The 18077-nt window shown below is 74.5% G+C and carries 17 protein-coding genes; 6 read left to right on the forward strand and 11 right to left on the reverse strand.

What is annotated here, in order from left to right; all coding sequences use genetic code 11:
- Positions 1 to 4 precede the first annotated feature (4 nt).
- A complete protein-coding gene (locus QSK03_RS05105) occupies positions 5 to 508 on the forward strand; it encodes a DUF2505 domain-containing protein (RefSeq protein WP_285648937.1) in 504 nt (167 codons plus the stop codon).
- Here the strand turns inward: QSK03_RS05105 and QSK03_RS05110 are convergent.
- Entirely contained in the window at positions 505 to 1506 is a 1002-nt protein-coding gene (locus tag QSK03_RS05110; RefSeq protein ID WP_285648939.1) for a pirin family protein, read from the reverse strand. The genes QSK03_RS05105 and QSK03_RS05110 overlap by 4 nt on opposite strands.
- Positions 1507 to 2245: 739 nt before the next feature.
- Here QSK03_RS05110 and QSK03_RS05115 point away from each other — a divergent pair.
- Positions 2246 to 3514 (forward strand): hypothetical protein, encoded by a 1269-nt coding sequence (locus QSK03_RS05115; RefSeq protein ID WP_285648941.1) that lies wholly within the window; start codon positions 2246 to 2248, stop codon positions 3512 to 3514.
- 6 nt (positions 3515 to 3520) lie between these two features.
- Here QSK03_RS05115 and QSK03_RS05120 read toward each other — a convergent pair whose 3' ends face one another.
- From QSK03_RS05120 to QSK03_RS05135, 4 genes are all read right to left on the reverse strand, one after another.
- Entirely contained in the window at positions 3521 to 4078 is a 558-nt protein-coding gene (locus tag QSK03_RS05120) for a YbaK/EbsC family protein (protein ID WP_285649263.1), read from the reverse strand.
- 2 nt (positions 4079 to 4080) lie between these two features.
- Positions 4081 to 4380: a DUF2516 family protein gene (locus tag QSK03_RS05125; protein ID WP_285648943.1), complete on the reverse strand. Its 300-nt coding sequence runs from the start codon at positions 4378 to 4380 to the stop codon at positions 4081 to 4083.
- Positions 4381 to 4513: 133 nt separating this feature from the next.
- The gene (locus tag QSK03_RS05130; protein WP_285648945.1) at positions 4514 to 5236 is read right to left on the reverse strand and encodes a hypothetical protein; all 723 of its coding nucleotides are present in this window, start codon (positions 5234 to 5236) and stop codon (positions 4514 to 4516) included.
- Between the two features lie 51 nt (positions 5237 to 5287).
- Positions 5288 to 5770: a helix-turn-helix domain-containing protein gene (locus QSK03_RS05135; protein ID WP_285648947.1), complete on the reverse strand. Its 483-nt coding sequence runs from the start codon at positions 5768 to 5770 to the stop codon at positions 5288 to 5290.
- A gap of 213 nt (positions 5771 to 5983) precedes the next feature.
- Between QSK03_RS05135 and QSK03_RS05140 the strand changes: the two genes are divergently transcribed.
- Together QSK03_RS05140 and QSK03_RS05145 are read left to right on the forward strand one after the other, a co-directional pair.
- Positions 5984 to 6454: a fluoride efflux transporter FluC gene (locus tag QSK03_RS05140; RefSeq protein ID WP_285648949.1), complete on the forward strand. Its 471-nt coding sequence runs from the start codon at positions 5984 to 5986 to the stop codon at positions 6452 to 6454.
- On the forward strand, positions 6451 to 6813 hold the full coding sequence (locus QSK03_RS05145; RefSeq protein WP_285648952.1) for a fluoride efflux transporter FluC: 363 nt from the start codon (positions 6451 to 6453) through the stop codon (positions 6811 to 6813). Before QSK03_RS05140 ends, QSK03_RS05145 begins: the two co-directional genes overlap by 4 nt.
- Here the strand turns inward: QSK03_RS05145 and QSK03_RS05150 are convergent.
- The 5 genes from QSK03_RS05150 to QSK03_RS05170 all read right to left on the reverse strand — a co-directional run bounded on the left by QSK03_RS05150 (position 6810) and on the right by QSK03_RS05170 (position 14712).
- Positions 6810 to 8018 (reverse strand): DUF445 domain-containing protein, encoded by a 1209-nt coding sequence (locus QSK03_RS05150; protein WP_285649265.1) that lies wholly within the window; start codon positions 8016 to 8018, stop codon positions 6810 to 6812. The two genes, QSK03_RS05145 and QSK03_RS05150, sit on opposite strands and share 4 nt — an antisense overlap.
- Before the next feature lie 654 nt (positions 8019 to 8672).
- On the reverse strand, positions 8673 to 10532 hold the full coding sequence (gene asnB / locus QSK03_RS05155) for an asparagine synthase (glutamine-hydrolyzing) (RefSeq protein ID WP_285648954.1): 1860 nt from the start codon (positions 10530 to 10532) through the stop codon (positions 8673 to 8675).
- A gap of 73 nt (positions 10533 to 10605) precedes the next feature.
- Positions 10606 to 12090 (reverse strand): ATP-binding protein, encoded by a 1485-nt coding sequence (locus QSK03_RS05160; protein WP_285648956.1) that lies wholly within the window; start codon positions 12088 to 12090, stop codon positions 10606 to 10608.
- Positions 12087 to 13751 carry an NAD(P)/FAD-dependent oxidoreductase gene (locus QSK03_RS05165; RefSeq protein WP_285648959.1) on the reverse strand — a complete coding sequence of 555 codons (1665 nt, stop codon included), beginning with the start codon at positions 13749 to 13751 and terminating at the stop codon, positions 12087 to 12089. The genes QSK03_RS05160 and QSK03_RS05165 overlap by 4 nt, the downstream gene beginning before the upstream one ends.
- 67 nt (positions 13752 to 13818) lie before the next feature.
- A complete protein-coding gene (locus QSK03_RS05170; protein ID WP_285648961.1) occupies positions 13819 to 14712 on the reverse strand; it encodes a hypothetical protein in 894 nt (297 codons plus the stop codon).
- 199 nt (positions 14713 to 14911) lie between these two features.
- Between QSK03_RS05170 and mycP the strand changes: the two genes are divergently transcribed.
- Both mycP and QSK03_RS05180 read left to right on the forward strand, forming a co-directional pair.
- Positions 14912 to 16342, forward strand: coding sequence for a type VII secretion-associated serine protease mycosin (mycP, locus tag QSK03_RS05175; protein WP_285648964.1), 1431 nt, complete (start codon positions 14912 to 14914; stop codon positions 16340 to 16342).
- Between the two features lie 71 nt (positions 16343 to 16413).
- On the forward strand, positions 16414 to 17271 hold the full coding sequence (locus QSK03_RS05180) for a nitrilase-related carbon-nitrogen hydrolase (protein ID WP_285648967.1): 858 nt from the start codon (positions 16414 to 16416) through the stop codon (positions 17269 to 17271).
- A gap of 13 nt (positions 17272 to 17284) precedes the next feature.
- On the opposite strand, the gene QSK03_RS05185 is transcribed toward QSK03_RS05180, so the two are convergent.
- Complete coding sequence (locus QSK03_RS05185; protein ID WP_285649267.1) at positions 17285 to 18064, reverse strand: E3 ubiquitin ligase family protein; 780 nt, start codon at positions 18062 to 18064, stop codon at positions 17285 to 17287.
- Between the last annotated feature and the right edge of the window lie 13 nt (positions 18065 to 18077).

Genomic DNA, 18077 nt, shown 5'->3' on the forward strand with positions numbered 1-18077 from the left:
GCCCGTGCCCCGCCGCATCGCCCACCACGCCACCTGGGACGCGCCCGCCGACGACGTCTACGCGGTGCTCGTCGACGACGACCACCTGCGCGCCCGCCTGAAGGAGCTGGGCGGCAACGACCCGGCCCTGCTCGAGCACTCGGTCGACGGCGCGGGCGCCCGCCTGCGCCTGCGCCACTCGGTGCCCGTGGAGTTCCTGCCGTCCGTCGTGCGGCGTTTCACCGGCGACGACCTGGTGCTCGACCGCGTCGAGACCTGGACGCCGCGGGACGGGGGCGGCTACGACGGGACGTTCGAGGTGACGGTGCGCGGCCTGCCCGGGACGCTCACCGGCACCCAGCGGCTCGCCGACGACGGCGACGGGTCGGTCACCGAGATCGACGGGCAGGCCGCGGTGAACGTGCCGATGGTCGGCAGCAAGATCGAGGGCGTCGTCGTCGAGCAGGTCGGCAACCTGCTCGACGCCGAGGACGAGTTCACCCGCCGCCGCCTCGGACAGGGTCGCTAGCCCGTCGTCACGCCGTTCGACGCGCCGGCGTGCGGGACCCGCTCCGCGGGGATCGCGCCGAGGCGACCGGCGTGGAAGTCGCGGAAGGCGTCGTGCACCTCGTCGGTGGTGTTCATGACGAACGGCCCGCCCCACGCGATCGGCTCGCGGATGGGGCGTCCGCCCAGCAGGCCCACCTCGAGCTTCGGGTGCCGGCCCTCCTGGCCGGCGTCGGCGGCGACGCGCAGCGACTCGCCGGGGCCGAACACCGCGAGCTGCCCCGTGCGGATCGGGCGTCGCTCGACGCCGGCGGTGCCGTCGCCGGAGAGGACGTAGACCAGCGCGTTCTGCTCGACGTCCCACGGCAGGTGCAGCTGGGCACCGGGCTCGAGGGAGGCGTGCGCCATCGTCATCGGGGTGTAGGTCGAGCCGGGGCCGGCGTGCCCGGCGACGTCACCGGCGATGACCCGCACCAGGGTCCCGGCGTCGGCGGAGCTCAGCAGGGCCGCCTCGCCCGAGCGCAGGTCCTGGTAGCGCGGCTGGGCCCACTTCTGGGCGCGCGGCAGGTTCACCCACAGCTGCAGCCCGTGGAACAGCCCGCCGGACGCGACGAGGGCCTCCGGCGGACGCTCGATGTGCAGCACCCCGCCGCCGGCGGTCATCCACTGGGTGTCGCCGTTGGTGATCAGCCCGCCGCCGCCGTGGTTGTCGGCGTGCTCGAACGTGCCGTCGATGATGTAGGTGACGGTCTCGAACCCGCGGTGCGGGTGCCACGCCGTGCCCTTCGGCTCCCCCGGCGCGTACTCGACCTCGCCCATCTGGTCCATGTGGATGAACGGGTCGAGCAGGGCCAGGTCGACGCCCGCGAACGCGCGCCGGACCGGGAAGCCCTCGCCCTCGTAGCCCTGCGGTGCGGTGGTCACCGAGCGCACGCTCCGCTCCGTGACGGCGACGCCGGGACCCCCGGGCTCGGGGATGCGCGGCAGGACGGTGAGGTCGGCGACCGTGAGTGCGGGCATCGTCCACTCCTCGACTTGTTGAAGCTTCAAATTGTATCGCTGACAACCCGCCGCGGGTCGTGTCGATTCCCTGCCCCGAACGTCCCCTCCGTGACCCTCGAACGGGTTACGGTGCGCGTGTCGATCATGCGCCCTGGTGGCGCGGCGTGGGGGAGGTCGCGCGATGGCGCCCGAGGACGACGAGACCCGCCCGGACTCCGCGCCCGGGGGCCCCGACGCCACCCCCACCGCCGTGCAACCCACCCGGTCGTACGGGGGCGCGGACGCCGCCCCGACGCCGGCCACCGGACCGGACCGCACATCCGCCACCGATGCTGCGGAAACCGAAGCATCCGGCGCGGATGACGGCACCGCTGGGGTGGCCGCGGGGCCGACCGGCTCACCCGCCGCCGACGCTTCGGGAACCGAAGCATCCCGGGCGGATGACGGGACCTCGCCTGCCGCCGCGGCTGCCGCCACACCCGCCGCCGATGCTGCGGAAACCGAAGCATCTCCCGCAGGGAGCGGCACCACCCCGACCGCGTCCGACGGCGCCGACACCGGGGTCGCGACACCGCCCGAGGGCACGCCCGCCGCGACCACCACCGTCACCACCATCGGGTCGCCGACCGAGGGCGGCACCCGGCGCCACGAGGTCCCTCCCGCACCGTGGCAGCCCGGGGCCCCGGGCGCGGGTCCGCCGTCGACCCCGGCCGCCCCGTGGGGCCCGGCGCCGTACCCGGGACCGGGCACCGGACCGATGCCGCCCGTGCCCCCGGGCGCCGCGGCCGCGCCCGCGTTCGGGACGCCCCCGGCCACGGGCGGGACCGGCCCGTGGGGCCCGCCGACCGGCCCGTTCCCCGGGGCACACGGCGCTCCCGGGGCCTACGGCGCGTACGGCGCGTACGGCGCCTACGGTCCACCGGGCCCCGGCGGCCCCGGTCCGTCCGGCCCGGGCGCCACCGGCCCGTTCTGGGGCCCGCCACCGCCCGGCGCACCCGGCGCACCCGGCGCACCCGGCGCACCCCCGAGCGGTCGCCCGCGCCGGCGCCTCCTCGCGATCGGGATCGCGGCGGCCGTCGTCCTGGTCCTGCTCGTCGCGACGGTCGTGCTGGTGACACGGCCGAGCTCGCCCGCGGCCACGGTCGAGGCGGTCTCGGCCGACATGAGGGGCTGGGAGGGCGTGGCCTACGCCGGGCGCGTCGCCGACCGCGCCGGCGGGCAGGTCGCCGTCGCGATGACGGTCGACCGGTCCGGCGACGCGACGGGCACCCTGACCCGCGACAGCGGCGGGCGCGCCGACTTCGTGCTGTCCGGCACCGAGCAGGCGATCCGGGGCGACCAGGCGTGGTGGCAGCGGTCCGCCGCGGCCTCCCGGCCGGAGCTGGTCGAGCGGCTCGCCGGGGTCTGGCTCACCGACGCGCGCTCGGCGCTGCCCGACGGCCTCCCGACCTGGGGGGTGTCCCCGGGCGAGCTCGCGGGACGCCTGTCGCCGGCCGGGCTGCGGGAGCAGGACGCGGTCGTCGTCGACGGTCAGGAGGCCCGGGTGTTCACCTCGGGGGCCGCCGACGAGACCCGCCTGACGGTGCGCGACGACGACCCGCCGGCGCTGGTCGCCATGGACCTGCCCGGCTTCGGCACGGGCCGCGCCGGGCCGGCGACCGTCGCCCGGGCGGACCCGCAGGTCCTCGGGACGGTGCCCGGCCTCGTCGCGCAGCTGCCGACGATGAAGAGCTGGTTCACCGCCCTCACCGAGCGCCCGCAGCTCGCGATCTCGGTGGAGGGCAGCGGCGAGGTGTGCAGCAGTCCCACCTGCACGGTCACCGTCCGGCTGGTCAACTCCGGGACGATCGGGACCAGCGGCACGATCGTGGTGACCCTCAACGACGCCGAGGTCGCCCGGCACCCGTTCCGCTCGGACCCGGGCTCGGACCTGACGTTCCCGACGACGGCCGCCAACCCCGTCTACAGCACCCCGGGCGCCCGGATCACGGCGCTGTGGAACGCCCGCGTCGACGGCGGGCGGTAGCGCGGCTCAGCGACCGAGCCCGTCGAGGCCCTCGGCGCCGGGCACGGCGCCCAGGACCTCGCCGGGGACGAGCAGCTTGCTGCCGCGGATGCCGCTGCCCACGATCACCGCGGGCGCGGCGAGCACCGCGGGGTCGACGAGCAGCGGCCAGCCGGCGGGCAGGCCGAACGGCGTGATGCCGCCGTAGGCCATGCCGGTGAGCGCGACGGTCTCGTCCATCGGCGCGAACGACGCCTTGCGGACGTCGAGGCGCCGGCGGACCGCGCCGTTGACGTCGGCGCGCGTGGTCGCCAGCACGACGCAGCCGGCGTAGCGGCGCTCCCCGGAGCGCGACCCGGCGACGACGACACAGTTGGCCGAGGCGTCGAGCGGCGAGCCGTAGGCCTCGCAGAAGGCGGCGGTGTCGGCGAGGTCCGGGTCGATCGCCGCGACCAGGCAGGTGGCCGCGACGTCCTCGGGCAGGGCGCGCAGGGCGACGACGACCGGCTCGGCGAGCAGGTCCGTGCGTGCGAGGGCGGGCTCCGGCTCGAGACTGCCGGCGACGGCGCGGGCCTCGTCGGTCAGGGTCACCAACGAGGGCCCTGCTGGATCTCGACGACCCGGGGACGCACGTCGACGATGTAGATGAGCACGGCGATCATGCCGATGAGCCAGAGGAAGCTGTACGGGCCGCTCGTGGAGATCGCGAGGATCGCGAGGCCGACGCCGGTGATGGCGCACCAGACCGGCTTGGTCAGCTTGTCGGCGGCCGTGAACGCGTCGGAGCGCTGCATCAGGGCGTGGACGAAGGCGTACAGACCCACCGGGATCCCGAGCAGCCACAACAGGCTCAGCACATAGAAGTCGAGGTTGTAGAGCACCGACACACTTCGCAGAGTACGTGCACCGCGAGAAGCCGCGACAGGCACGCAGGCTCCCGGGCACACACGACGGCCCCGGGACGGGGAGCATCCCGGGGCCGTTCGGTGGTGTGGCATCACCCCGCGGGGTGACGAGGGGTCAGGCCTTCGGCGCCCGCTTGGCGGCGGTCGCGGTGGCCGCCGACTTGGGGGCGTTCTTCGGGCCCTGCTTCTTCGGCGCGGTGCGCGCCGCGGCCTTGCGCGTGGTGCTGCGCGTCTCGGACGCCACCTCGTCGCCGGCCTCCTTGATCTCCTCGGAGAGCTCCGAGCCCGCCTCGGACACGGCCTCGGCGGCCTGCGCGCTGAAGCGCTGGGTGGCGCGGGCGGCGCGCTCGCCGACCGAGCGGGTCTGCTTGGTGACCTCGGCGAGAGCGCTCTCACCGCGGACGCGGACGCCCTCGACGGTGTCCTCGAGGTTCTTCTCGACGTCCTTGCCGACCTGGTCGACCGTGGCCAGCGCCTGCTTGACCTGCGGCTGGGCGGTGATGTCCTTGTAGGCACCCTCGCCGCGCTTGATCAGGTCGGTGTAGACGCTGCGGACGGCGGCCAGGTAGCTGTCGACCAGGCGACGGAAGTCCTCCGCCGTGAGCTTGGTGCGCAGCTCCTGCAGCTCGGACGGCAGGTCCTCGACGCGGGCCTGCACCTCGGTGGCGCCGGCCTGCACGCGGCCGACGGCCTCACGCGCGGTCGCGACGGCCACGTCGCCCAGGCCGAGCACGGCCAGAGCCGGCGACCGCAGCGGGTCGATGGCGTCCGAGACGACCTTGTTGGCCTGGTCGCGGGCCTCGCGGACGTCGAACTTGGTCGGGAACGTGACAGCCATGATGGTCCTCACTCCTGTTGCGTGGTCTTGGCGGTAGATGCGTGACGTCGGTTAGGACGACCGCTGGGCCGGGGTGTCGACGGCGGGGTCGACGGCAGCGTCGACCGCCTCCTCGAGGACGGTCCCGATGCCCTCGGGCCCGGTCGCGTCGCTGCGCCCGGCGGCCTTCTCGGCGGCGTTGCCACCGCGGAAGGACTCGTAGATGTCGGTGAGCACCTGCTTCTGGCGCTCCGACAGGTCCGGATCCGCGGCCACGGCGTCGAGCACAGGGGAGTACTCCCGGGGCTCGAGGATGCCGGCACGGACGTACAGCGCCTCGGCGGAGATCCGCAGGCCGGTCGCGATCTGGGCCAGGATCTCGGCGGAGGGCTTCCGCAGCCCTCGCTCGATCTGGCTCAGGTAGGGGTTGCTGATGCCCGCGACCTTGGCGAGCTGGCGGAGGGAGACCTCCGCGCCCTCGCGCTGCCGGCGGATGTAGGCCCCGATGTCCTCGACGGCCTGGCCGATCTTCTCGACCCCGTCCGTGCTGGGCATCCGGACCACCTCCTCCCGAACTCGCTGACACCCACGCTAACACGAGTGCTAGCTGGTGCAAGCGCTCTGCTTGCGCTGGTCACGTGGGCTGTCGCACACACGGACGGGGGACGGACTAGGCTCCGGCGCCGATGGCGGTGGGGCCCGCCGACAACCGCGCGACCTGCGCCAACGGTCCCTGGAGCGGCAGTGACGTGCGCCCAGGGAGGACACATGACCAGCCCGGATCCCGACGCCGAGGACGTCATCGCCGGACGTCCCCCCGGAGCCCCGGTCCTGCGCGGGCAGGGCGCCGCCGTGGCCGTCGTCGCGCTCGGCGGCGTCGTGGGCTCGCTCGCCCGCTGGGCGGTCGGGCTGGGGCTGCCGACGCCGCCGGGCGGCTTCCCGTGGGCCACGTTCGGCATCAACGTGCTGGGCAGCCTGCTGATGGGCGTGCTGGTCGTCGTGGTCACCGAGGTGCGCGACGCCCACCCGCTCGTGCGGCCCTTCCTCGGGACGGGCGTCCTCGGCGGGTTCACGACGTTCTCGACGTTCGCGGTCGACACCCAGACCCTGCTCGCCGGCGGCCACCGCGCGACGGCCCTGGCCTACCTCGCGGGCACCGTCCTCGCCGCGGTCGGCGCCGCGGCCCTGGCCATGGCGGTGAGCCGCCGGGTCGCGGGCGTGCGGGGAGGTCTCCGGTGACCGCGCTCCTGGTCGCCCTCGGCGCCGCGCTCGGGGCGCCGACCCGCTACCTGACCGACCGGTGGCTCCAGTCGACCCACGGCACCGGCTTCCCCTGGGGCACGTTCGCCGTGAACATGACCGCGTCGTTCGTGCTCGGCCTGGTGCTCGGCGGTCCCGCCCCGCACGTCGTGGTGGCCGCCGTGGGCATCGGGTTCTGCGGGAGCCTGTCGACCTGGTCGACGCTCGCCTACGAGACGGTCCGCCTCGCGGACGAGCGCGCCCGGACCACGAGCGTCATGAACGCGGTCGCCTCGACCCTCGCCGGCCTCGGTGCCGCGGGGCTCGGCCTCGCCCTCGGCGCCGTGCTCTGGACCTAGACGAGCAGCTCGCCGACCGTGTAGATCACCAGGCCCGCGAGCGCGCCGACCAGCGTGCCGTTGATGCGGATGAACTGGAGGTCGCGGCCGACCTGCAGCTCGATCTTGCGGGAGGTCTCGGGGCCGTCCCAGCGGGCCACGGTGTCGGAGATCAGCGTGGAGATCTCGCCGGAGTAGCGGCCGACGACGTAGCCGGCGGCGTCGACGATCCAGCCGTCGATCTTGTCGCGGAGCTCGGCGTCGCCGTCGAGGCGCTCACCGAAGCGGGCGATGCCGTCGGTGACCCGCAGGCGCAGCTGCGAGGACGGGTCCTCGGCGGCGTCGAGGAGCATCGCCTTGCCGGTGGCCCAGGCCCGCGAGATGAGCGCCTGGACGTCCGGGTGCTCGAGCAGCTGGCGCTTGATGTCCTCGACCCGCTCGAGGGTGTCCGGGTCGTCCTGCAGGTCGGCGGCGAAGGACACGAGGAACCGGTCGATGGCCTTGCGCAGGGGGTGGTCCTGGTCGGACTTCACCGCCCAGGCGAACGACAGCGCCTCGGCGTAGAGCCGGTCGGCGATGATGCCGTCCACGAAGCGGGGCGACCAGCTCGGCGCCTGCTTGCTCACCAGCGCCATGACGGTCTCGTGGTTGGTGCGGACCCAGTCGCACGCGCGGTCGCACACGAGGTCGACGAGGCGCCGGTGCGACCCGTCCGCCAGCACGCCGGCCAGCAGGCGCCCCAGCGGCGGCCCCCAGGGCTGGGCGACGACCCGCCGGGTGACGGCCTGGTCGACCACGGCCTGGATCTCGTCGTCGCGCAGCACCGTGACCGCGCCGCGCACGACGGTCGCGAGCTCGGCGGTGACGCGCTCGGCGTTGCCCGGGGCCGCGAGCCAGCCGCCGAGCCGCGCGGAGATCTGCGCGGCGCGCAGCTTCTCGCCCACCACGGTCGGCGCCAGGAAGTTCTCGCCGACGAACCCGGACAGGCTCGCCCCGAGCTGGTCCTTCTTGCGCGGGATGAGCGCCGTGTGCGGGATCTTGATGCCCAGCGGGTGCCGGAAGAGCGCGGTGACGGCGAACCAGTCGGCGAGGCCGCCGACCATCCCGGCCTCGGCCGCGGCGCGGACGTAGCCCGTGAACGCCGGTCCGCCGTTGCGCTCCCACAGCAGGAAGACCACCCACACGACGGCGGCGCCGAGCAGGAACGAGAGCGCGACGGCCTTCATCCGGCGCAGCCGGGCCCGCTTGTCGGCGTCGTCGACGAGGCCGACGAACCCCGTACCGACCGCGTCCGGCCGCGACCGACCCGGAGATGCCCCTCCGGGAGACGACCGTCCCGTGGACCTGTCGTCCGAGCCCGCATCATCGGTACGGTCACGTCCGACCACCGGCACGCCGACGGGATCCGTGGGTGGGTCGAGCTCCGCTCCGCTGCGGCCCTGGGCGGTCTGCACGTCCTCCAGTGTCCCACCGCCCGGGACCCCTCGGCGGCCGACGGGACAGGGGACGGGGGCCGTGGGCGAGATGGAGGAGACCGACGTCACATCCTTGTCGTCACCCGCACTGGTGAACCGGACGACCGCCCGGCGCGAATCCCGGGCACGACAACGAGAGTGCGTATCGGGCGGACGAGGTCGTTCGTTGGACTGATGCCGTTGTCGCCGTCGTTCGCACCGGAGTCGCCGCGCCGCCGTCACGGTCGCCGGTCGCCCCGGACGGACGGGGCCGTCGACGTCACCCGCCGACCACCGAGCCGTCCCGCGGGACGACCCGGTCCCCCGTGCGACCGACCGCGCCCGGCCGCACGGGGTCTCGCGTCCCCCGGTCGCCGTGCTGCCCCACGGTGACCGGGGGACGCCCCTCACGGGGACGCGCTCCGGCTACAGGGCGAGCGTCGGGCGGTAGCGCCGCATCCAGGCGTCCATCTGCAGCACCGACTCCATGCGCGCGCGGTCGGTGTCGATGCTCGGGCCGTCCTGCGGGGCGTCGATCGCGGCGCGCAGGGCGTCGAGGTCGACGATCTCCCGGACGGGGGCGTCGCGGTCGGACACGAGGTCGGCGACCGACGCCCGCAGCGCCTTCTCGTAGCCCGGGTCCTGGGTGGACGGGTACGGGCTCTTGACCCGGTCGACGATCGACGACGGCAGCACGTCCCGCGTCGCGGCGCGCAGCAGGCTCTTCTCCCGGCCGTCGAACGTCTTGAGCGCCCACGGCGTGTTGAAGACGTACTGCACGAGGCGGTGGTCGCAGAACGGCACGCGCACCTCGAGGCCGCTGGCCATGCTCATGCGGTCCTTGCGGTCGAGCAGGATCTGCACGAACCGCGTCAGGTGCAGGTAGCAGACCTCGCGCATCCGCCGCTCCTGCGCGCTCACCCCGTCCACGTGCGGGACCTCGGCGAGCGCGTCCCGGTACGAGGCGTCGATGTAGCCGGCCAGGTCCAGCCTGTCCCGCAGCTCGGGCGCGAAGTGACCGGTGGAGTGGTCGAGCGGGCCCATCCGCGTCGCGGCCATCCACGGGAACGTGTCGGCGTTCACCGCGTCGGCGTCGTGGAACCAGCGGTACCCGCCGAACACCTCGTCGGCCGACTCGCCCGAGAGCGCGACGGTCGACCGGCCGCGGATCGCCTTGAACAGCAAGTAGAGCGAGGTGTCCATGTCCCCGATCGACACGGGCACGTCGCGGGCCGCGAGCACCGCGGCTCGCGCGTCCGGGTCGGTGAGGTCCTCGTTGGAGAGCGTGATCGCCGTATGGTCGGCGGCCACGTACTCGGCGAGCTCACGGACGTAGGGCCCGTCCGGGGTGTCCCGCATCGGGTCGGCGGTGAACGCGTCCTCGTAGCCGACGAAGTCGACCGAGAACGACCGCACCGCGCCGGCGTCCTGCGCCCGCAGCTTCTCGGCGGCCAGCGCGGTGATCGCCGACGAGTCCAGGCCGCCCGACAGCAGGGAGCACAGCGGCACGTCCGAGATGAGCTGCCGGGAGACGATGTCGTCGAGCAGCTCCCGCACGTGGCCGACCGTGGTGTCCCGGTCGTCGGTGTGCTCGAGCGCCTCGAGCTGCCAGTAGCGGTGCACGTCGGCGCCCTCGCGCCGCACGCGGACGAACGAGCCGGGCCGCACCTCGTGCATCCCCCGGTAGATGCCGTGCCCCGGCGTCTTGACGTGCGCGAGCAGCTCCCGCAGGCCGTCGAGGTCCAGCACGGCCTCGGCGCGGGGGTGGGCGAGGATCGCCTTCGGCTCGGACCCGAACAGCGCCCCGTCGGGCGTCGGGTACCAGTAGAGCGGCTTGACGCCCATGCGGTCGCGGACGAGGAACAGCTCCTCGCTGCGGTCGTCCCAGATCGCGAAGGCGAACATCCCGTTGAGGCGCTCGACGACGTCGGAGCCCCACTCGAGCCAGCCCACGAGCACGACCTCGGTGTCCGAGGCCGTCCGGAAGGCGTGGCCGCGGCCCTCGAGCTCGCGGCGCAGCTCCTGGAAGTTGTAGACCTCCCCGGAGAACACCAGGGTCAGCACGGTCTCGCCGTGGCGCTCGAGCGTCATCGGCTGGTGCCCACCCGGGACGTCGACGACGGCCAGGCGCCGGTGACCCAGTGCGGCGTGGGCGCGCCCGCTGTCCCCCGACAGCCACAGGCCCTCGTCGTCGGGCCCCCGGCAGGCCATCGTCTCGACCATCGGGCCGACCTCGGCGCGGTCCACGCCACGCGCCAGGTCCACGGCTCCCGCGATGCCACACATCGGCACGACCTCCTTGTCGTCGGTGACGGAGGAGGACTGCCCCGGTATTTAGCTTATGTAACTAACCCGTACGTCACAGCGGCTCGTCGGCCGTCTCGTCGACGGGCTCCTCCTCGCGCGCCGGGCCCTCGAGCGGCAGGCAGATCTCGAACGTCGTGCCGCCCGGACCGGTGTGCACCCGGATGTCGCCGTGGTGCTTCTTGACGACGATGCGCCAGGAGATGTCCAGGCCCAGACCCGTGCCCTCGCCGACGTCCTTCGTCGTGAAGAACGGCTCGAAGATGCGCGGGCGCACGTCGTCGGGGATGCCGGGACCCGTGTCGCCGATCTCGACGATCGCGTGCGGACCGTCGCGGCGTGTGCGGATCGTCAGCGTGCCGGTGCCGTCGCCGTGGCCGTGCATGGCGCCGACCGCGTTGTCGATGATGTTGGTCCACACCTGGTTGAGCTCCGCGGCGTACGCCGGGATCTTCGGCAGGTCCGGGTCGAGCTCCTTGACCAGCTGGATGCCCTCGAGCTTGCGGTTCATCATCACCAGCGTCGACTTCAGCAGGTCCCGCAGGTCGACCTCCTGGAACGGCGCACGGTCGAGCTGGGAGTACTGGCGCGCGGCGCCGACGAGGTTCGAGATCCGGTTCGTCGCGTCGGTGATCTCGCCCATGAGCGTCTCGGTCTCGACGGCGTACGCGATCCAGCGCACCGCCGCCTCGATCGAGCCCTCGGGCACCGCGCGCTCGACCTTGTCCAGCCACTCGGCGTCGAGGCCCCCGGCCACCAGCACCGGCGCGAGGTCCCAGGCGCCGCCGACGCCGCGGTCGTCGAGCCAGTCGCCGAGCTCGTCCTCGGCGTCGGACGCCTCGAGGGCCGAGAGGTCCGGCGCGGTCTCCGCCCGGTTGACCGCGTCCTCCTGCAGCTCCACGAGCTGCGCGACGGTCGGGCCGTCGAGCTTGCCGCAGGCGAGCAGGCCGAGCTTGTGCCGCATCCCGGCGACGCGGCTGCGCAGCGACTCGGTGGCGCGCTGGGCGGCCGCCGCCGGGTTGTTCAGCTCGTGGGTCAGGCCCGCGGACAGCGACCCGAGGGCGAGCAGGCGCTCGCGCTCGCTCTGGATGGTCGACGTGCGGCGCATGCCGACGACGAGGCCCTCGAGCAGGTGGATCGGCAGCGGGAACCAGGTGCGCAGGGCGTCGGCCCACTCGGTGGCCGGCAGCGCGAGGAACGTCGCGTCCTTCGTGGCGCGCAGCGTGTGCATGTAGGTCTGGTCGACGCCCGGGATGTAGGCCTGCATCGAGCCGCCGTAGGCCCCGCGCTGGGACGTGCGGGTGGTCTCCACCTCGTCGCCGCGCATCGTCTGCGCCATCGCGACCTCGCCGGTGAGCAGCACCCAGAAGCAGCTCGCCGGGTCGCCCTCGCGGCACACGGTCTCGCCGGCGGAGAACGCGACCCTGTCGCCGTGCTCGGCGAGCCAGTCCAGCTGGCCGTCGTCGAGCTTCTCGAACAGGAACAAGCCCCGCAGCTCCTCGCGGGAGAGCTTGTCGGACGTCTGCTCTGTGGTGGTCATCGGTTCTCCAGCCATCGGTGCACCAGACTCACCGCCATCGCGCCCTCACCGACGGCGGACGCGACGCGCTTGACCGAATCGGCCCGGACGTCGCCGACGGCGAACACCCCGGGCACGGAGGTCTCCAGGTGGAACGGATCCCGGTCCGGTTCCCATCCCGCGGGACGGCGGGATTCCTGACCGGCGGGCAGATCGGGGCCCGTGAGGACGAAGCCGCGGCCGTCGCGGGCCACGACGCCCTCGAGCCAGTCGGTGCGCGGGGCGGCGCCGATGAAGACGAAGAGCCAGGAGGCCTCGACCGTCTCCTCGGCGCCGCTGTTCCTGTCACGCAGCGTCAGCTTCTCGAGGTGGTCCGTGCCGTCGGCGCCGACGACCTCGGTACAGGTGCGGACCTCGATGCGCGGGTTCGCCTCGATCTGCTCGATCAGGTAGTGCGACATCGACGCCTGCAGCGACGGGCCGCGCACGAGCATCACGACCCGGCGGGCGTGCCGGGAGAAGTTCATCGCCGCCTGCCCGGCGGAGTTCGCCCCGCCGACGACGTAGACGTCCTGGGACGCGCACGAGGCGGCCTCGGTGGCCGCGGCGCCGTAGAAGACGCCTTGGCCCGTGTGCTGCTCGAGCCCGGGCGAGTCGAGCATCCGGTAGGAGACCCCGGTGGCCAGGACGACGGCGTGCGCCGTGATCTCCGACCCGTCGTCGAAGCGGACGACCCGCGCCCGCCCCTTCGGCTCGAGCGCCGTCACGGTGCGGGTGGTGATGACCTCGGTGCCGAACTTCTCGGCCTGCAGCCGCGCGCGGGTGGTGAGCTGGTCGCCGGAGACGCCGTTCGGGAAGCCAAGGTAGTTCTCGATCCGGCTGGACGTCCCCGCCTGCCCGCCGGTCGCGCGCGACTCGACCAGCACGGTGCGCAGGCCCTCGGAGCCGCCGTAGACGCTCGCGCCCAGGCCGCCGGGACCGCCGCCGACCACGACGAGGTCGTACACCGCCTCCGACGCCGTGGTGGCCAGCCCCGCGGCCTCGACCACCTCGGCGTCGGTGGGCTCCACGAGCGCGCCGCCGTCCTCGGTGATCACCACCGGGAGCTTCTCGGGATCGGCGCCCGCGGCCTCGAGCAGCCGCGCGCCCTCCGGCTCGTCGGCGCGGTAGAAGTCGTAGGAGAGCTGGTTGCGCGCCGCGAGGTCGCGCAGCTCGTAGGACCGCGCCGACCAGCGGTGCCCCACGATGCGGATCGGCGCCGACGGCCGGTCGGGGGTCTCGCGCCAGGCGGCGAGCAGGCTGTCGACGACCGGGTAGAGCTTCTCCTCGGGGGGATCCCACGGCTTGAGCAGGTAGTGGTCGAGGTCGACGACGTTGATCGCGGTGATCGCGGCGTCGGTGTCGGCGTAGGCGGTCAGCAGCACGCGGCGCGCCCGCGGGAACAGGTCCATGGCCTGCTCGAGGAACTCCACGCCGGTCATCCGCGGCATGCGCTGGTCGGCGAGGATCACCGCCACCTGCTCGCCGCGCAGGGCGATCTCGCGGAGGGCGTCGAGGGCGGCGGGCCCGGACTCCGCCCGGACGATGCGGTGGTTCTCGCCGTACTCGCGGCGCAGGTCGCGGGCGACGGCGCGGGACACCCCGGGGTCGTCGTCCACGGTCAGGATCACCGGTCGGGTCACGGTGACGAGCGTAGGCCCTCGCGGCCGCTTCTCGATCGATCGAGAAGGTCACTCCGCCGACGGCGAACTAGTCGCTCGACCCCGTGCTCGACCCAGTGTCGTCGCCCGTGCTCGCGGAGTCACCGGTGTCCCACCAGGAGGAGTCGCCGGAGCTCCCGTCGCCGCCGCTCGTCAGCGGTGTCTCGCGCGCGGCACGGATCTTCGCGTCGAGCTCGGCGACCACCCAGACGACGAACGCGGCGGCCGCGGGCGAGAGCCGCTCGGGCACCCGGGCGCGCGGGAGGACGCGACCCCGGCGGGCCCGGCCGACCGTGACGAGCCAGGCCTCCCCGTCGTCGTCGACCAGCGTCCGTCGCGGCACCGGCATCGTCCCGCGGACCTCGCAGCGCAGCCGGATCCCCTCGACCGCGATCTCCCACTGCCGACGCCCGGCCGGACCCGACCGGCGTGCCACGAACACCGGCCCGTCCGCGGTGCTCGCCGTCATCTGCCTGGCGCGGGCGCGCAGGCGCAGGCGGCGCTCCCCGTCGTCGAGCCAGGACGACGGGCCGCCGGGGTCCTGGCGGTGCCGGATCGACACCGCGGCGGGGGCGTGGTCGACGTCGACGACGTAGCGGACGCCTTCGTCGACGACGGCACGGGCGACCACCGACTGGCCCACGCCGTAGACCCGGACGTCGTCGCGCACCCGGCGGCGCACGGCCGAGACGACCTGGTGGACCAGGCCCCAGAGCAGGAACGGGACCGCGAGGACCACCACCGTGAGCACGGTGACCGCGCCGTCGTCGGCGATGCCGGGTCCGGGCGACCGGTCCAGGCCGACCGCGATCGCCCCGGCGGCCCCTGCGAGGGCGAGGGCACCCGCCCACCAGAGGTAGCGGTGATGCCCCAGCCGGCGGGGCGACCACGCGGGCGCGGGGCCGCCGTGGGCGGGTCGCGTCGCGTCGAGGGTGGCGGTCACGGCTCCAGCTTGATAGTTACGGAGAGAAACGACAACCCGGACGACTAGCCCATCGAGGTGACAGGCGTCGTTGTCAGCGGTGGCCCACCGCTGCCACTTCGTGTCCGTAGCGCCACACGCTCGCCCCGACCCCGGTCACCCGGCGCCACGTTGTCCCGAACCGTCCCCCCGACCGGTGCCGGCGCCCTACCATCCGCGCGTGGGGGCGATCCGCGGGCGACGGACCGGTCGCGCCGTGCTCGCCGGCCTCGCCGGCCTCGCCGCCGCCCTCGCGCTCGCGCTGGGCCCCGGGGTCGCGGCCGCCGCGCCGTCGCCCACGCTCCCCGCCGACGCCCCGGCGCCGCCCGCGCCGGACCCCGCGGCGCTGGCGCGCCTCGATCCCGAACCGCGCCCGCTCCCCGGGGTCCGGTCCCGCGTCCCCTGCGTGACGTCGGCCGGTCCCGGCGGCGCGGTGATCGCCGGGGCGCCGTGGGCGCAGCAGCGCCTGCGGTTCACCGACGCGTGGCGCTTCACCCGCGGCGCGGGCCAGACGGTCGCCGTGATCGACACCGGCGTGTCCCGCCACCCGCGGCTCGCCGGCCGCCTGGTCGACGGCGGCGACTTCGTGGCCTCCGAGGGCGGGCTCCGGGACTGCGACGGCCACGGGACCCTCGTCGCCGGCATCATCGCCGCCGCTCCCGACCCGGCCACCGGGTTCGTCGGCGTCGCCCCCGACGCGCGGGTCCTCGCGATCCGGCAGTCGAGCGCGACCGTGACCACCACCGCACCCGACGGGTCGACGATCACCGGCGGCGGCAACGTCGACAGCCTCGCCGAGGCGGTGCTGCGCGCGACGCGGCTCGGCGCCTCGGTGATCAACATCTCGGAGGCCGCCTGCGTCGGGGCGGCGGACGCCGGGGTCGCGCTCGCCCCGCTGCGCGCGGCCGTGCGGGCGGCGGTCGACGCGGACGTCGTGGTCGTGGCCGCGGCCGGCAACGCCGGGTCGGGCGCCTGCGCGCAGGGCGCCGACGGGCAGAGCGCCGGGCAGGTCGTGGCGCCGGCCTGGTTCGGCGACGACGTGCTGTCGGTGGGCTACACCCGCCGCGACGGGTTCCCCGCCCCGCAGAGCCTGCGCGGGCCGTGGGTGTCGCTGTCGGCGCCCGGTTCGGAGATCGTCTCGCTGGACCCCACCGGGCCCGGGGTGATCGACCGGATCGCCCCCGTCGGCGTGGGGCGCACGATCCCGATCGAGGGCACGAGCTTCGCGGCGCCCTACGTCAGCGGCGTCGTCGCGCTGGTCCGCGCGCGCTACCCCGGCCTCGACGCCCGCCAGGTGATGGCACGCGTGACCGCGTCGGCGGACCGCCCGGGCGGCGCGTCCACCGCCGTCGGCGCCCACGACGACGCGGTCGGGGCGGGCACCGTCGACCCCGTCTCGGCCGTCGCCGCCGTGCGCCCGGACGAGTTCACGGGCTCCGGCCCGGCCGCCGTGTCGCCCGCCGGGGCGGGTCGGGTCGACCTGAGCGACGGCCGGGATGCACACTCCGGATCGCGCACCGTGGCGCTGGTCGGGTCGGCAGCAGCGATGGCGCTGGTGGGCGGAGCCGGCCTGATCGTCCTCGTCGCGCGACGGGCACGCCGGTCGCGCTGAGGCGGCCGGGGTGGCCCGGCGTCGTCGTAGTCCCTCCCGCCGCCCGCGGCGCCCGACCCCGAGGAGCCCGCGTGCGCATCACCCTCGCCCAGACCGACGCCGCCCTCGGCGACCTCGACGGCAACCTCAAGCGCGCCGAGCGGGTCGTCGCCGAGGCCGTCGAGAACGAGTCCGACCTCGTCGTGTTCCCGGAGCTGTCCCTGTCCGGCTACCAGATCGGCGAGGTGCCCCAGGACCTCTCGCTGTCCCCGGACGACCCACGCCTGCTGAAGATCTCGGAGCGGGCGGGCGACGCCGGGGTCCTGCTCGGCTTCCCCGAAGCGGGCGGCCACGGCCTGCACACTTACAACAGCGCGGGCTACTACGAGGGCGGGCGCCTGGTCCACACCCACCGCAAGCTCTACCTGCCGACGTACTCGACGTTCGAGGAGCGCAAGCACTTCCTGCCCGGGCAGCACTCGCGCGCCTACGGCGTGCGCGGCGGGCGCCACCGCGCGGCCACGCTGATCTGCAACGACGCCTGGCAGCCCCAGGTCGCCTTCCTGTCCACCCAGGACGGCGCGCACCTGCTGCTCGTGCCCGCGAACTCGGCCCAGTCGATGTCGCCCGAGCGCTACGACTCCAAGGAGTACTGGCGCAACATCACCACGTTCTACGGCCGCATCTACCAGCTGTTCGTGGTGTTCGTGAACCGCGTCGGCGTCGAGGGCGGGCTGACCTTCTGGGGCGGCAGCCACATCGTCGACCCGTGGGGCGAGGTCGTCGGCGAGTGCGGCGAGGGCCCCGAGGCCGAGGAGACCTGCACGGTCGACATCGACCTCGCCGACGTCCGCCGGCGGCGCCGGGACATCCCGCTGGTCCGCGAGGCCCGGCTGGGCCTGCTGCGCCGCGAGATCGACCGCCTCCTCGACGAGGGCGGCGACCTCTAGATCGGCCCGGCTCCTAGCTCACCAGCCCGACCACGGTCAGCACGAGGCCGACGACGGCGAGGGCCGCGCCGCCCCAGGCGAACCAGCGCTGGTGGCCCACCGCGTCGTTGCGCAGCTCCTCCTCGCTGCGCGTCGACACGATGAAGTGGTCCGAGGACGACTCCGGCTTGCCGATCACGAGCGGGCCGATGCGGTCGTGCACCTCGCCGAGGACGTAGAGCGGCCGGCCCGGCCGGATGACCCACTCCGTGTAGGTCATGCCCAGCGAGTCGCTGCTCCCCTGGCCCGTGAACCCCTGCAGCGCGTTGACGAAGCCGCCCGGCCCGGGCGCCCCCGGCACGAAGCGCTCGTGGATCTTCTCGGGGCGGTCGGGCGCGACGCCGTTCGGGTCGACGCCGATGATCCCGGAGCTGTCGACGAGCGCGTAGCCCTGCCGCGAGGTCTCGTCGAGGACGGTCTCGCTGCGCTCCCGGCGCTGCCAGTCGCCGTCGGAGTCGCGGTAGGACTCGCTGTAGCGGTGGACCACGGTCTGGCGGTACCAGACGCACTCCGTGCCGCTCTGGGGCGCGCGCAGCGGGCCCTCGGGGTGCGGGTGCGCGGCGCCGACCACCTCACAGACCTTGCGGAAGCCGCCGGCGGTGCCGAGGTCGGCGAGCGTGCGCTGGTGCTCCTCGAGCTCCGCGATCGGGAGCGTCTCGGCCGCGATCATGGCGTGACGCCGCGCGCGGACCCGCTGTGCGGCCAGGAAGCCCGCCACCCCGACGGCGACCAGCACCAGGCCGACGATCCACATCCACGTCACTGCT

Source organism: Actinomycetospora sp. NBRC 106375 (genome assembly GCF_030269665.1).
In the GTDB taxonomy this organism is placed as follows: Bacteria; Actinomycetota; Actinomycetes; order Mycobacteriales; family Pseudonocardiaceae; genus Actinomycetospora.